Genomic DNA, 14,071 nt, shown 5'->3' on the forward strand with positions numbered 1-14,071 from the left:
AGTGAAGCACAGCGACACACCTAAGTGCAATGACTTATTCATCTTCAGTTACAAAAGTCGGCTTGAAAGACAACATATCTGCCGCTAATGTCCCGAACATGCCCGTTCAACCCTCTGCCGGCAGGCAAGCCGTCGACCTGATCATCTTCGGCGGCACCGGGGACCTGTCCATGCGGAAGCTCCTCCCGGCGCTCTACCACTGCGACCGCGACGGGCGGCTCGCCGAGGAGACCCGCATCATCGCCATGTCGCGCGGCGGGCTGGACGACGCCGACTTCCGCGGCAAGGTGGACGCGGAGGTGCGCCCCGCACTCGGCGCCGCCGAGGGCTGGGACCGGTTCGTGAACCGGCTCCACCACGTCTCCGTCGACGTCGGCGGGCCGGCCGAGCAGGCCGGCTGGGACGCGCTGACCACCATGCTCGCGGGCCGCGAAGACCACGATCGTGTCTTCTACCTGGCCAGCCCGCCCATGACGTTCGGCCCCTTCTGCCGCAGCGCGTACGAGGCCGGGCTGGTGACGCCGCTTTCCCGGGTCGTCCTGGAAAAGCCCCTCGGCCGTGACCTGGCCAGTGCCCAGGCCATCAACGACGAGGTCGGCGAGATCTTCGACGAGCGGCAGATCTTCCGCATCGACCACTACCTGGGCAAGGAGACGGTCCAGAACCTGCTCGTGCTGCGGTTCGCCAACGCGTTCCTCGAGCCGATCTGGAACTCGTTGTGGATCGACCACGTCCAGATCACGGCGGCGGAGACCGTCGGCACGCCCGGCCGCCGCGGCTACTACGACCACGCGGGCGCGCTGCGCGACATGGTCCAGAACCACCTGCTCCAGCTGCTCTGCCTGGTCGCCATGGAACCGCCCTCGAAGAACGACCGCGAGGCCGTCCGTGACGAGAAGGTCAAGGTGCTGCAGTCGCTGCGGCCCATCGTCGGCTCGGAGGTCGACCGGTTCACCGTCCGGGGCCAGTACACCTCGGGCCGCCTCGGCGACGAGACCGTCCCCGGTTACCTGGACGAGCCCGACAGCACCCGGCCCACCGCCGCGTCGCACCGGGTGGAGACCTTCGCGGCCGTCCGCGCCGAAGTGAAGAACTGGCGCTGGGCCGGCGTGCCTTTCTACCTGCGCACCGGCAAGCGACTGCCGGCCCGTCGGTCGGAGATCGTCGTCCAGTTCAAGGACGTGCCGCACGCGATCTTCACGGGTGCGGCGCCGAACCGGCTCGTCCTGCGACTGCAGCCCGACGAGGGCATCCACCTGCGGCTGATGGCCAAGGAGCCCGGCGCGGGCGAGGTGACGCTCCGCCCGGTGCCGCTCAGCCTCAGCTTCGCCGACACGTTCACGGCCCGAGTCCCGGACGCGTACGAGCGGCTTCTCACCGACGTGCTGGCCGGCAACCCCACCTTGTTCATGCGGCGTGACGAGGTCGAGGCCGCCTGGCGCTGGATCGACCCGATCATCGCGCACTGGGAGACGTCGGGGATGACGCCCGAGCCCTACCCCGCCGGCACCACCGGCCCCGCCGGTGCGCACGAACTGCTGGCCCGCAGCGACCGCACGTGGCACGAGGAGGCATTCGAGTGACGAACCGCGTGATCGACCAGGTCACCGACCGGATCCGCAGGCGGAGCGGCGACAGCCGTGCCGCCTACCTGGAGCGCGTCGGGCTCGCGGGACGCGAACTGCGCGAACGCGGGCCCGCCCGCGGCCATCTCGGCTGCGCCAACCTCGCGCACGGGTTCGCCGGCGCTCCGGAGGGGGACAAGCGCGACCTGCGCGGCTCTGCCAAGCCCGGCGTGGCCATCGTCACGTCGTACAACGACATGTTGTCCGCGCACCAGCCGTACGAGACCTACCCGCCGGAGTTGAAGCGCGCGGTGCGTGCCGCGGGCGGCGTCGCGCAGGTCGCGGGCGGCGTCCCGGCGATGTGCGACGGCATCACCCAGGGCCGGGCCGGCATGGAGCTGTCCCTGTACAGCCGCGACGTCATCGCGATGGCGACCGCGATCGCGCTGTCGCACGACATGTTCGACGCCTCGCTGCTCCTGGGAGTCTGCGACAAGATCGTGCCGGGGCTGCTCATCGGCGCCCTGCACTTCGGCCACCTGCCCGCGATATTCGTGCCCGCCGGGCCGATGACCTCGGGCCTGCCGAACAAGGTCAAGGCGAGGGCCAGGCAGCGGTTCGCCGAAGGCCTGATCGACCGGGCGGAGATGCTGGACGCCGAGGCGAAGTCGTACCACTCGCCCGGGACGTGCACGTTCTACGGCACCGCGAACTCCAACCAGCTGCTCATGGAGGTCATGGGCCTCCACCTGCCGGGCGCGACCTTCGTCAACCCGCACACCGAACTGCGGCACGCCCTCACGGAGGCCGCCGGCCGCCGCGCGGTCGAGATCACCGCGCACGGTGACGAGTACACGCCGGTCGGGGAGGTCGTCGACGAGCGCGCCATCGTCAACGCGGTGGTCGCGCTGCTCGCCTCCGGCGGGTCGACCAACCACACGATGCACCTGGTGGCCATGGCCGCCGCCGCGGGCATCGAGCTGACCTGGGACGACATGGCCGACCTGTCCAAGGTGGTGCCGCTGCTCACGCGCATGTACCCGAACGGGCAGGCCGACGTGAACCACTTCCAGGCCGCGGGCGGCATGCCGGTGCTCATCGGTGACCTGCTCGACGGCGGCTTCCTCCACGAGGACGTCCTCACCGTCGCGGGACGCGGGCTCGGCCACTACCGCTCCGCACCGGCGCTCAAGGAGGGCACGCTCGTCTGGGAGGAGCGCGCCGAGGGCAGCACCGACCACGACGTGCTGCGGCCGGTCGCAGAGCCGTTCTCGGCCGACGGTGGCATCCACATGTTGTCGGGCAACCTCGGCCGCGCGGTGAGCAAGGTGTCGGCCGTCAAGCCGGAGCACCTCGTCATCGAGGCGCCTGCCCGGGTGTTCGACGACCAGCGCGACCTGCTCGCCGCGTTCGAGTCGGGCGCGCTCGACGGACAGGACTTCGTCGCCGTCGTCCGCTACCAGGGCCCGCGCGCGAACGGCATGCCGGAGTTGCACAAGCTCACGCCTCCGCTGGCCGTCCTGCTCGACCGCGGCCAGAAGGTGGCCATCGTCACCGACGGCCGCATGTCGGGCGCCTCGGGCAAGGTGCCCGCGGCGATCCACCTGTCCCCCGAGGCCGCCGACGGCGGGCCCATCTCGCTGATCCGCGACGGGGACGTCATCCGGCTCGACTCGGCCGCCGGGACCCTGGTCGTCCAGGCGGACCTGTCGGACCGCACACCCGAAGGCGCTCCGCTCAGCGACGCGGAGTGGGCGGGCACCGGCCGGGAGCTCTTCTCGTCCTTCCGCCGCATGGTCGGACCGCCCGACCGGGGGGCGAGCGTGTTCGCGGGAGGTGCCCGATGACGTTGCCGTGGCTGGTCGCCGACGTCGGGGGGACGAACGCGCGATTCGGCCTGGTGACGCGCCGCGGCGGGCCGCCCGAGCACGTCGCCGTACTGAACGTTGCCGAGTACAGGAGCCTCTCCGATGCCGTAGCCGCCTATATCGCAGATCATGCGGGCGGAGTTCGGCCGGGGGCAGCGTGCCTGGCGATCGCCGGTCCGGTCGAGGACGACCGGTACCGGCTGACGAACGCGGAATGGTCGGGCTCCGTCGACGACCTGCACATCCCGCACGTCGACCTGCTCAACGACTTCGAGGCGCTCGCGGTGTCCCTCCCGCGCCTCGCAGGCGACGATCTCGTGTCGCTCGGCGGGCCTCCCCCCGCCGCCGGCGACACCAAGGCGGTCCTCGGGCCGGGCACCGGTCTCGGAGTGAGCGGGCTGGTGCCGGTGCGCGGAGGCTGGGTGCCGGTTCCCGGCGAAGGGGGCCACGTCTCCGTCCCCGCCGTGACCGACCTCGAGATGGAGATCGTGCGGGCGCTGCGGGCGGACGGCCTGCCGTACGTGGACGCCGAGCACCTGCTGTCCGGCACAGGGCTGCCCCGACTCCACCGGGGTCTGGCGCTCGTGCGCGGAGTCGCGCCGATCGCGACCACCGCGGCGGAGGTCGTCGAGTCCGCCGACCCGCTCTGCGTCGAGACGGTCGACATCTTCCTCGCCCTGCTCGGCGGATTCGCCGGGAACGTCGCCCTGATGCTCGGCGCACGCGGCGGGGTCTACATCGGGGGCGGCGTGCTGCCGCGGATCGCCGAACGCGCCCGCCGAAGCGACTTCCGTGCACGGTTCGAGACGACCGCGCCCGCCCTGACCGACTACATCACCGCGATCGCGACCTCGCTGATCGTCGCCGAGCAGCCCGCACTGGTGGGAGCCGCAGCATGGCTCGCCCAGCGGTCGTCTACCGTGGAGCTGATATGAGCCTTCTCGATCTCGCCCCCGTCGTCCCGGTCGTCGTGATCGACGACCCCGAGACCGCCGTGCCCCTCGCCCGGGCCCTCGTCTCCGGCGGCCTGCCGGTCATCGAGATCACCCTGCGTACGGCCACCGCGCTCGAGTCCATCCGGCGGATCGCCGCCGAGGTCCCGGACGCCGTGGTCGGAGCGGGCACGATCAGGTCGTCGGCCGACGTCGACGCCGCGGTCGCGGCGGGCTCGCGATTCCTGGTCTCCCCCGGGACCACGCCCGGCCTGCTCGACGCCCTGCTCGCGTCCGGTGTGCCGTTCCTCCCCGGCGCGGCCACCGCGTCCGAGGCGATGGCACTGTTCGAGCGCGGTATCGGCGAGATGAAGTTCTTCCCCGCCGAGGCGGCGGGCGGCGTGCCGTACCTGAAGTCGCTGGGCGGGCCACTGCCCGACGTGCGGTTCTGCCCCACGGGAGGGATCACTCTGTCGAGCGCGCCCTCCTACCTGGCCCTGTCCAACGTCGCCACCGTCGGCGGAAGCTGGCTGACGCCGGCCGACGCCCTGGCCACCGGCGACTACGACCGCATCGAGAAGCTCGCGGCCGAGGCGGCGGCGCTGCGCTCCTGAAAAGCCTTGTCAGCCGAGTCTTTCTCCCTCGGCGAGGCTGACGGCCATGCTCGTGTCCGTGATCCGGAACCACGTCCATGGTGCTGGCCCGTGACCTTCCGACCGGTGGTCACGGGCCTTCGCCGTCCACGCCCGCGACCGTGCACGCACGGGCGCCGGCCAGCGCGCCCAATCGAGCGCATTCCTCCAATGGGCGACCGGTCAGGCGGCCGTGGAGAAACCCGGAGACGAACGCGTCTCCGGCCCCGACGCTGTCCACGACCGGGCCCGGCGGCGGCTCCGCCGGGAAGTGCCGGATGTCTCCGCCGTCCGACAGGACGTGACACCCGTCGGCGCCGTCCGTGCAGACCACGACACGTGCACGGCCACGGGCGGCGATGTCGCGCATGACCGCCTCCCGGCGTTCCCCGAGTGCGGTCGCGGACATGAAGACGAGGTCGGAGGAGTAGGCGAAGTCACGGTGGTAGTCGTTCTCCCCGTCCCAGTCGTGCAGGTCGGTCGACGTCGGCGTCCCGCGGGGGACGTCGGCGTAGACGTGCCGGGAGAAGTCGACGATCGACAGGTGCACGTGCCGTGCGGCGCGAACCGCCGGCAGGTAGAGGTCCCGCGGCAGCCGCTGGCCGTCGACGGGTCGCGGGTCGTGCAGCGACAGCCGGCGGCCGCCCGGGTCGACGAGCACGACGCTGCGCCGCGTGCCCGCCGCGGAGGGCGCCCAGGCGAAGTCGACGCCGCGCCCGGCGAGATGACCGCGGACCAGCGCGCCCTGCGCGTCCTCTCCGATGAGGTCGACGAGTTTGACGCGCAACCCCATGGCGTGGCAGCCCAACGCGACGCCGGATCCCGTGTTGCCTATCCGGTCGACGACGGGCGGGACCGGATAGGTGTCGGCGTACGGCAACGGCAGTTCCGGGACCTGGACGGTCGTGTCCACCCCGGTGCCGCCGACGACGAGCACGTCCAGTGCATGATCACGATGGGGGTTGTGCGAGGTCACGATGTGTGGTCGCGGTTGACGAGGGGCCCTGAACTGGTGGAGCCGCGGACCACGAGTTCGGGCTGATAGACCAGCTCGACGTGCTTGGCCGGGGTGCCGCCGATCTCGTCGAGCAACGTCTGGACCGCGGCCGTGGCCATCGCGCCGATCGGCTTGCGGACGGTGGTGAGCGGCGGGTCGGTGAAGGCCATCAGCGGCGAGTCGTCGAACCCGACGATCGACACGTCCCCCGGCACCGACAGCCCCCGCTCCCTGGCGGCCCGGATCGCGCCGAGCGCCATGAGGTCGCTGGCACAGAATATTCCGGTGCAGCCGCGTTCGATCAGGGCGGCCGCCGCCGCCTGGCCGCCCTCCACGGAGAAGAGCGAGTGCTGGATCAGGTCGCCGAACTCCGTAACACCGAGCAGGTTCGTCATCGCCTGACGGAAACCCTCGATCTTCCGGATCACCGGGACGAACCGCCCCTGGCCGAGGGCGAGGCCGATGCGCTCGTGCCCGAGGTCCACCAGATGTTGTACGGCCAGGCGTGCGGCCAGCCGGTCGTCCGGCGAGATGAACGGCGCGGCGATGGCCTCGTTGTAGCCGTCGACGAGCACGATCGGCAGACCGCGGTCGGTGAGCCGGGCGTAGCGGTCCATCCGCGCCGTCGTGTCGGCGTGCAGACCGGACGCGAACACGATGCCGGAGACGCCCCGGTCGAGGAGCATGTCGGTGAACTCGTCCTCGGTCGCGCCGCCGGGCTCCTGGGTGCACAGGATGGGCGTGTACCCGTGCTGGGTGAGCGCCTTCTCCACCGCCTGGGCGAACGCCGGGAAGATCGGGTTGCCCAGCTCCGGGATGACCAGGCCGATGAGGCCGTTGCTGCGCTCGCGCAACCGCTGCGGGCGCTCGTACCCCATCAGGTCGAGCGCGGTGAGCACGGCCTGGCGGGTGGCGGAGGAGACCCCCGCCTTCCCGTTGAGCACGCGGCTCACCGTCGCTTCGCTGACCCCTGCCTGAGCCGCGATGTCGGCGAGCCGCGTGGTACTCATGGGCATTACTTTAGACATCGTCCGCGTGCCGGACGGCGTCCCCGAGATCGCCGGACCACCAGGTGACCGAGTCGGGCGCCAGCCTGACGACGTCTCCCGCAACGGCCGGGCCCGAGCTCGCCAGGAGCAGCTCGCCGGGGCCCGCCTCGATCTCGACCCAGTCCCCGGTCAGGTTGGCCACGCAGGTGAAGTCATCACCGCGGGAGAACACGAGCGTGCCCGCCGGACCGTCCCGCCAGATGAGCGTGCCGTCCCCGAGCGAGGGGTGCTCACGCCTCATCGTGAGCGCGGTGCGGTAGAGGCTCAGCATGGACGCGCCGTCGCGCGTCTGCGCCTCCACGCTGAGGTCGCGCCATTGCGGAGGCATCGGCAGCCAGCTCTCGACGGAGCCGGGAGGGGCGAAGCCGTGCGGCGGCTCCCCCGACGCCGTCCACGGGAGCGGCACGCGGCAGCCGTCCCGCCCGCTGTCGGGGTCGCGCAGCCGCTGCGGATCGCGCAGATAACGCTCGGGCAGGTCGAGCACCTCCGGCAGGCCGAGCTCCTCCCCCTGGTAGACGTAGGCCGAGCCGGGCAGCGCCAGCATGAGCAGCGCCGCCGCCCGCGCTCTGCGCAGGCCCCGCTCGCCCCCGCCGTACCGGGTGACGTGCCGCTTGACGTCGTGGTTGGACAACACCCAGGTGGACGGCGCCCCGACGAGGGCGGCGGTCAGGAGCGACTCCTCGATGACCGCGCGGAAGGCGGCGGCCTCCCACGGCGTCTTGAGGAAGTGGAAGTTGAAGGCCTGGTGCAGTTCGTCGGGCCGGACGTACCGGGCCAGCCTCTCGGCCGAGGGCGCCCACGCCTCGGCCACGCCGATGCGCTCGCCTTCGTAGGAGTCGAGGATCCGCCGCCAGGCACGGTGGATATCGTGCACGCCCTCCTGGTCGAAGAACGGCACCTCGGCGACGCCGATCATCTCCACGTGCCCCGGGCGTCCCACGTCGGGCAGGCCGGGCGCCTTCACCATGCCGTGCGCCACGTCGATGCGGAAGCCGTCCACGCCGAGGTCGAGCCAGAAGCGGAGCACGTCGGCGAACTCGGCGTGGACCTCCGGGTTGTCCCAGTTGAGGTCGGGCTGCTCGGGGGCGAACAGGTGGAGGTACCACTGCCCGTCCTCGACCCGCGTCCACGCCGGCCCGCCGAACACGGACTCCCAGTCGTTGGGCGGCAGCTCCCCCGCCTCTCCCCTGCCGTCCCTGAAGACGTACCGGTCGCGTTCGGGTCCGCCACGAGCGCCCGTGAGGGCTGCGGCGAACCACGTGTGCCGGTCGGAGGTGTGGTTGGGGACCACGTCCACGATGATCCGCAGCCCCAGGGCGTGGGCGTCCTCGATCAGGGCGCGCGCGTCGGCCAGCGACCCGAAGATGGGGTCGACGTCCCGGTAGTCGGCGACGTCGTAGCCGAAGTCGGCCATGGGCGAGGTGTAGAACGGCGTCAGCCAGACGGCGTCGACGCCCAGTTCTGCGAGGTACGGCAACCTGCTGCGCACTCCCGGCAGGTCGCCGACGCCGTCGCCGTTGCCGTCCGCGAAACTGCGGACGTACACCTGATAGATCACCGCGTCGCGCCACCAGCGGGTGGCCACCGCGGACGGCGGGACGGCGAGCTCGGTCATTGGGATCCCCCGGTTCTCACTATGGTCATGCCTTCGTCGCACCGGCGGTCAGGCCGGTGACGAGATGGCGCTGGACAAGAAGGAAGACGGCCGCCGCCGGGATGGCGATCAGCACGGACGCGGCGGTGAGCAGTCCCCACTCCGCCTTGTGCTGCCCGACGAACTGGCTGAGCCCGACGGCGAGGGTGTATCTCTCGTCGCCGGTCATGAACGCGGTCGCGTACGCGACCTCCGCCCACGCGGTGAGGAAGGAGTAGAAGGCGGCCACCGCGAGCCCCGGCTTGGCCAGCGGCAGGATCAGTCGCCAGAAGGTGCCGAACGGCGTGAGCCCGTCGACCCGTCCCGCCTCGTCGATCGTCACGGGAACGGTGTCGAAGTAGCCCTTCATCATCCAGGCGCAGAACGGCACGGTGGACGTCAGGTACGCGACGACCAGTCCCGGGAACTGGTTGATGAGGCCGAGGCCGGCCATCAGGTTGTAGATCGGCACGATGAGGATCGCCACGGGGAACATCTGCGTGATCAGCAGCATCCACATGACGGAGCGGAAGCCGGGAAAGCGGAACCGGCTGACGGCGTATCCCGTGGTGGCCGACAGCAGGACGCCGAGCACGGCCGTCGCGAGCGACACGATGACCGAGTTGGCGGCCCACGTGAGGAACTTCGTCTGCCCGAGGACCTGCGTGTAGTTGGCGAGCGTCGGCTGCTCGAAGATGCCGACGGACGCCGTCTCGATGACCTGCCGCGGCTTGAGCGACGTCAGGACCAGCCAGGCGACGGGGAAGACGGAGACGATGCTCGCCGCGATGAGAGTGAGGTGCAACGCCACGGACCTCGCCGGCGACCGCGAGTCCCTGGTCCTGGAGGCGACGCGGCTCACCAGGCTTCTCCTTGCCGCTTGAGGGCGCGCCGGTACACGCCGGCCAGCACGACGAGCAGGGCGAGGATCACCATGCCCCACGCCGCCGAGCCGGAGTAGTCCCGGATGCCCTCGAACGCCTGGCGGTAGGCGTATGTCACGAGGATCTCGGTGGCACCGCCCGGCCCTCCCTTGGTCAGCAGGAAGATGACCGGGAACTGGTTGAACGTCCAGATCGTGCCGAGCAGCACGACGGTGCTCGACACCGGGCGCAGCCCGGGAAGGGTGATGTGCCGGAATCGCTGCCACGGCGTCGCGCCGTCCACCTCGGCGGCCTCGTGGAGCTCGCGCGGGATGGCCTGCAGGCCGCCCAGCAGCGCCAGCATCATGAACGGCACGCCGAGCCACACGTTGCAGGCGATCACCGACACCTTGGCCCAGAGCGGGTCGTCGAGCCAGCTGATCCCGCCGAAGCCGGCTGCCCGGAGCATGGCGTTGACCACGCCGAACTCGCCGTTCAGCAGGTAGCGCCAGATGAACGCCGACACGAAGGCGGGGACGGCCCAGGGCAGCACGAGCAGCACGCGGTACAGGGACCGCAGCCGCATCGGCCGGTTGAGCAACATCGCCATGCCCAACCCGATGCCCACATGGAGCGCCACGCACACGATCGTCCACACGACGGTCCAGGTCAGACGGGAGACGAACGTGCTGGACGTCAGGATGTCCGCGTAGTTGGCCAGGCCGACGAACTCGTAGGTCGAGGGGATGACGTTCATCCCGATCGTGCGGCCCATGTTGGCCTCGGTCGCGTCCGTGAGCGAGAGGTAGACGCCGCGGAGCAGCGGATAGCCGACGAGCACCAGCGTCACGACGACGACCGGCGCGGTCATCGCCCACGCGTACCAGTGACGGGACAGGAAGCGCCGCGCCCCGGAGTGGGGCGCGGCCCTTCGCCGCCCGACGACGTCAGTCGTCATGTGTCACAGGCTCCAGCCCTTGAGGATGCCCTGGTAGGCCGTGGCGACGTCCTTCAGCATCGGCTCCGTGGCGGTCTGGCCGCCGGCCAGCTTCTGGTAGCCCTCGACGAGGGGCTGGAACAGGGAGGCCGCCTCGGGGATCCACGGACGCTCGACGGCGGACTCCATCGGCTTCTGCCACTGGGCGATCTTGGGGTTCGCCGTGGCCTCCGGCGCGGTGTACGCGGGGGTGCGGGTGGGCAGCAGTCCGAGCTTGCCGGCGATGGCGGCCTGGCTCTCGGTCGAGGCCATGAACTGGATGAACAGGTAGGACGCGGCCAGGTTCTTGGAACCGGCGTAGACCGTGTAGTCGTGACCGCCCACCGGCGAACCCGCCTTCACGGTTCCGGCCGGGACGGGGGCGACACCGAAGTTGTCCGGGTCGTCCTTGAAGACCTTGCCGCCGAGGTTGTCCGCGTTCGACCAGGGGCCGTTGAAGATCATCGCGACCTTGCCTTCCTTGAAGGCGGTCTCTGCGTTGGTGTAGCTGTCCTGGAGCGCGGGCTTGGCGGTCGCGCCGGACGTGATCAGGTCCTCGACGATCTTCACACCCGCGGTCGTCTGCGGCGAGGAGATGGTGATCTTCTTGTTCGGCACGTCGACGAAGTCACCGCCCTCGCCGTAGATGAAGGGCAGCAGGAAGTACGCGTCGACGTTCAGCGCGAGGCCGTCGGCGCCGGCCTTGGACTTCACGTCGAGCGCGACCTTCTTCAGGTCCGCCATCGTCGCCGGAGGAGCGTCGTAGCCGGCCTTCTTCAGCAACTCCTTGTTGTAGAGGAGTCCGAGGGTGTCGGTGACCTGCGGGACGCCGTACGTCTTGCCGCCGTACTTGCCGCTGGCCGCCGGGGACGGGAGGAACTCCTCCGGATTCACCAGCGCGGTCGTGCCGTCGAGCGGCGCGAGGTAGCCCAGGGAGGCGAACTCGGCGACCCAGCCGACGTCGGTGCGCAGCACGTCGGGGGCGCCGGAACCGGACTGGGCGGCGGTCTTGAACTTGTCGCGCGCCTCGGCGAACGGCACGTTCACGTAGTTGACCTTGATCTTCGGGTACTTGGCCTCGAAGTTCTTGATGAGCTCCTGGAACGCGGGCGCCTCCGTGGTGGCGTCGGAGGTGTCCCACCAGGTGACCTCGCCGGACGCGTCGCCCGGCGCGACGCTCTGCTGGGGGGTGCCGGTGTCGCTGCCGCCGCAGGCGGAGGCCGCCAGGGCGAGCGCCGCGACGACCGCCACGGCGCAGATGACTCGCCGCATGATGTCGTACTCCTCAGGCTCGGGGGGATTTGCCCGGAACGTAACAGGGGTCCGCACACCCTTGAAAGGCCTTGCTGAAACTTTCAGCAAAGTCGTTACATTTGACCGGCGCCCGGCGGTCACCCCAGGTCATGAATAAGCCCTGACAAACAGCCTTAACGATGGGAAACGTATCAGTAACGCCAGGTTTCACAGTGATGCCGGATTTCTCACAACATGTATGGACACAAGGCGTCAGACGCGATGTACTACCTCATCAATCACACCGATGGCTGGGGATCCGGGCTCGTGTGCCCGGGAGGAACGAGCTTGCATGAGCACCGTCGTCCTCGACAACGTGACCAAGGTCTACCCGGGTGGGCACCTCGCGGTCGACCGCATGAACCTCCGGGCGGCCGAAGGTGAGCTGCTCGTCCTGCTGGGGCCGTCGGGCTGCGGGAAGTCGACGCTGCTGCGCATGATCGCGGGCCTCGAGGAGATCACCAAGGGCGATCTGTGGCTGGGCGGCCAGCTCGCCAACCACCTCGCGCCCCGCGACCGCGACGTGGCGATGGTCTTCCAGAACGGCGCCCTCTACCCGCACCGCACCGTGCGCGGCAACATCGCGTTCCCGCTCGAGATCGCCAAGACGGACCCGGCGACGGTGAAGGAGCGGGTGGTGGAGTTGTCCCGCGCCCTGCACATCGACGAGACCCTGGACCGGCGGCCGTCGACCCTCTCCGGCGGGCAGCGCCAGCGCGTCGCCATGGGCCGGGCGATCGTGCGCCGGCCGTCCCTGTTCCTCATGGACGAGCCCCTGTCGAACCTGGACGCGGGCATGCGGACGGAACTGCGGATGGAGATCTCCTCACTCGTCCGCTCGCTCGGCGTGACGACGATCTACGTGACGCACGACCAGGTCGAGGCGCTGACGCTGGCCGACCACATCGCCATCATGAACAGGGGCGTGCTGCAGGACATCGGCACTCCCGGACAGGTCTACAACGATCCCGCGACGGCGTTCACCGCGGCGTTCCTGAGCTCCCAGCAGCTCAACCTGCTGGCCGCCAACGTGCGCACGCCGCAGAACCAGTACATACTCCTGGACTTCGGCCCGCACCAGATCACGATGCAGTGGACCGATCCACGGGCTTACGCGGTGTCGCGGCACGCGGGGACGCAGATCATCGTCGGCATCCGGCCGGACGCGCTCGTGCCCGTGCCCGAGCACACCGAGGGCCCGACCTTCTTCGGGCGGGTCCGCACGCTCGAGTACCACGGCCACGAATGGCTGGCCTATCTGGAGGCGGGAATCCCCGCGGTCGTCGTCCCCGAGCCGCCCGACCCGCGGCACACGAACGGCGGCGGCCAGGCCGGAGCCAGATCACGATCGGTCATGCGCCGCCTTCTCAGCAACGGCGCGCAGGACGACGAGCAGGACACGCCCCCTGTGGGCGCCGGCAGCGGGACCCACCGCCGCGCCGACCTGATCGTCCGCCTCGGCAGCCGGCCGGTGTGGAGGGCCGGAGAACACGGCCGCGTCGCCGTCGACGTCTCCCGGCTCATGCTGTTCACCCAGGCCGGCGACCGCATCGATCCCCCGCGCCGCTGACCCCGCGGCCCGGCCGTCCTAGACCGTACGGCTGACGCCCGCCCGGGCGAGCACGGCGACGATGCCGACGAGACGAGCGATCTTGTCGAGCTCCGCCCGGTGGAAGGCCGGCCCCTGCGAGCGGGCCACCACGAGATGGGTGTCGTCCATGGGCACGCACGCCAGGTGCAGGGTCCCCTCGCTCACGGTGGACGGCCGCAGCGGCGTCAGCTCGGACACCGGCACCACTTCGGGAGCCTGCCAGCTGCCGTGCACGACCTTGCCGTTCCCCGAGTCGACGGCCACCGCCCAGTCGGCGCTGACCACGTCGGGCACCGCGTCGACCAGCGTGACGACGGCCCGGTCCGGCTCTCCCGCGACATGGCCGAGCAGATCGTAGTCCGGGCTCGTCCCCGGGGCCTCCCTGGTCGGCCAGACCGCCTCCACCCGGGTGCCCGGCACCACGCCGATCCGCTCGCGCAGCTCGCCGGGCTCGAACACCCCCGACCAGGAAACGGTGAAGTCGTCGACGGCCCTGCCCGCCTGCCGTTCGAGGACGGTCACCTGCAGGATGTCGGCCCCCATCACGCCGAACGCCCGGGCCACCTGGCCGAGCACCCCCGGCCGGTCGGGGAGCGAGACCCGTAGCCGCAGCAACATCCGTATCACCTCCTTGTGCGACAACAACAGTGTCCGACCGAGGTTTCAGGTTCA

General features: G+C 70.5%; 12 protein-coding genes. 5 read left to right on the top strand and 7 right to left on the bottom strand.

Annotated elements, in window-relative coordinates:
• The first annotated feature begins 98 nt into the window (after positions 1-98).
• From zwf to eda, 4 genes are read left to right on the top strand one after another with little or no spacing between them, the layout of a single operon-like run.
• Entirely contained in the window at positions 99-1,583 is a 1,485-nt protein-coding gene (gene zwf / locus Pph01_RS35405; protein WP_204077580.1) for a glucose-6-phosphate dehydrogenase, read from the top strand.
• Positions 1,580-3,412: a phosphogluconate dehydratase gene (gene edd / locus Pph01_RS35410; RefSeq protein WP_373315706.1), complete on the top strand. Its 1,833-nt coding sequence runs from the start codon at positions 1,580-1,582 to the stop codon at positions 3,410-3,412. Before zwf ends, edd begins: the two co-directional genes overlap by 4 nt.
• Complete coding sequence (gene glk, locus Pph01_RS35415; RefSeq protein ID WP_204077581.1) at positions 3,409-4,368, top strand: glucokinase; 960 nt, start codon at positions 3,409-3,411, stop codon at positions 4,366-4,368. Before edd ends, glk begins: the two co-directional genes overlap by 4 nt.
• Positions 4,365-4,979, top strand: coding sequence for a bifunctional 4-hydroxy-2-oxoglutarate aldolase/2-dehydro-3-deoxy-phosphogluconate aldolase (gene eda / locus Pph01_RS35420; RefSeq protein ID WP_204077582.1), 615 nt, complete (start codon positions 4,365-4,367; stop codon positions 4,977-4,979). The genes glk and eda overlap by 4 nt, the downstream gene beginning before the upstream one ends.
• Positions 4,980-5,088: 109 nt before the next feature.
• Here eda and Pph01_RS35425 read toward each other — a convergent pair whose 3' ends face one another.
• The 6 genes from Pph01_RS35425 to Pph01_RS35450 are packed head-to-tail and all read right to left on the bottom strand — an operon-like array spanning position 5,089 to position 11,787.
• Complete coding sequence (locus tag Pph01_RS35425; RefSeq protein WP_239117250.1) at positions 5,089-5,973, bottom strand: carbohydrate kinase family protein; 885 nt, start codon at positions 5,971-5,973, stop codon at positions 5,089-5,091.
• Positions 5,970-7,004, bottom strand: coding sequence for a LacI family DNA-binding transcriptional regulator (locus Pph01_RS35430; protein WP_204077583.1), 1,035 nt, complete (start codon positions 7,002-7,004; stop codon positions 5,970-5,972). The genes Pph01_RS35425 and Pph01_RS35430 overlap by 4 nt, the downstream gene beginning before the upstream one ends.
• 10 nt (positions 7,005-7,014) lie before the next feature.
• Positions 7,015-8,658: a glycoside hydrolase family 13 protein gene (locus tag Pph01_RS35435; protein ID WP_204077584.1), complete on the bottom strand. Its 1,644-nt coding sequence runs from the start codon at positions 8,656-8,658 to the stop codon at positions 7,015-7,017.
• 25 nt (positions 8,659-8,683) lie between these two features.
• Positions 8,684-9,538, bottom strand: coding sequence for a sugar ABC transporter permease (locus Pph01_RS35440; RefSeq protein ID WP_239117251.1), 855 nt, complete (start codon positions 9,536-9,538; stop codon positions 8,684-8,686).
• Positions 9,535-10,497 carry a carbohydrate ABC transporter permease gene (locus Pph01_RS35445; protein WP_204077585.1) on the bottom strand — a complete coding sequence of 321 codons (963 nt, stop codon included), beginning with the start codon at positions 10,495-10,497 and terminating at the stop codon, positions 9,535-9,537. Before Pph01_RS35445 ends, Pph01_RS35440 begins: the two co-directional genes overlap by 4 nt.
• Positions 10,498-10,500: 3 nt before the next feature.
• Positions 10,501-11,787, bottom strand: a complete 1,287-nt coding sequence (locus Pph01_RS35450) for an extracellular solute-binding protein (RefSeq protein WP_204077586.1) — start codon at positions 11,785-11,787, stop codon at positions 10,501-10,503.
• A gap of 313 nt (positions 11,788-12,100) precedes the next feature.
• On the opposite strand from Pph01_RS35450, the gene Pph01_RS35455 reads away from it, so the two are divergent.
• Positions 12,101-13,378, top strand: a complete 1,278-nt coding sequence (locus tag Pph01_RS35455; RefSeq protein WP_204077587.1) for an ABC transporter ATP-binding protein — start codon at positions 12,101-12,103, stop codon at positions 13,376-13,378.
• Between the two features lie 18 nt (positions 13,379-13,396).
• Here the strand turns inward: Pph01_RS35455 and Pph01_RS35460 are convergent, their stop codons facing one another.
• The gene (locus Pph01_RS35460) at positions 13,397-14,017 is read right to left on the bottom strand and encodes an ACT domain-containing protein (RefSeq protein ID WP_204077588.1); all 621 of its coding nucleotides are present in this window, start codon (positions 14,015-14,017) and stop codon (positions 13,397-13,399) included.
• Between the last annotated feature and the right edge of the window lie 54 nt (positions 14,018-14,071).

Origin of the sequence: Planotetraspora phitsanulokensis (assembly GCF_016863295.1) — a bacterium.
Classification (GTDB): domain Bacteria; phylum Actinomycetota; class Actinomycetes; order Streptosporangiales; family Streptosporangiaceae; genus Planotetraspora; species Planotetraspora phitsanulokensis.

What these genes read in the sequence shown, in the direction of transcription:
- zwf (WP_204077580.1), top strand. Translation starts at nt 99, where the DNA reads ATGCCCGTTCAACCCTCTGCCGGCAGGCAAGCCGTCGACCTGATCATC.
- glk (WP_204077581.1), top strand. Translation starts at nt 3,409, where the DNA reads ATGACGTTGCCGTGGCTGGTCGCCGACGTCGGGGGGACGAACGCGCGA.
- eda (WP_204077582.1), top strand. Translation starts at nt 4,365, where the DNA reads ATGAGCCTTCTCGATCTCGCCCCCGTCGTCCCGGTCGTCGTGATCGAC.
- Pph01_RS35430 (WP_204077583.1), bottom strand. Translation starts at nt 7,004, where the DNA reads ATGAGTACCACGCGGCTCGCCGACATCGCGGCTCAGGCAGGGGTCAGC.
- Pph01_RS35435 (WP_204077584.1), bottom strand. Translation starts at nt 8,658, where the DNA reads ATGACCGAGCTCGCCGTCCCGCCGTCCGCGGTGGCCACCCGCTGGTGG.
- Pph01_RS35445 (WP_204077585.1), bottom strand. Translation starts at nt 10,497, where the DNA reads ATGACGACTGACGTCGTCGGGCGGCGAAGGGCCGCGCCCCACTCCGGG.
- Pph01_RS35450 (WP_204077586.1), bottom strand. Translation starts at nt 11,787, where the DNA reads ATGCGGCGAGTCATCTGCGCCGTGGCGGTCGTCGCGGCGCTCGCCCTG.
- Pph01_RS35455 (WP_204077587.1), top strand. Translation starts at nt 12,101, where the DNA reads ATGAGCACCGTCGTCCTCGACAACGTGACCAAGGTCTACCCGGGTGGG.
- Pph01_RS35460 (WP_204077588.1), bottom strand. Translation starts at nt 14,017, where the DNA reads ATGTTGCTGCGGCTACGGGTCTCGCTCCCCGACCGGCCGGGGGTGCTC.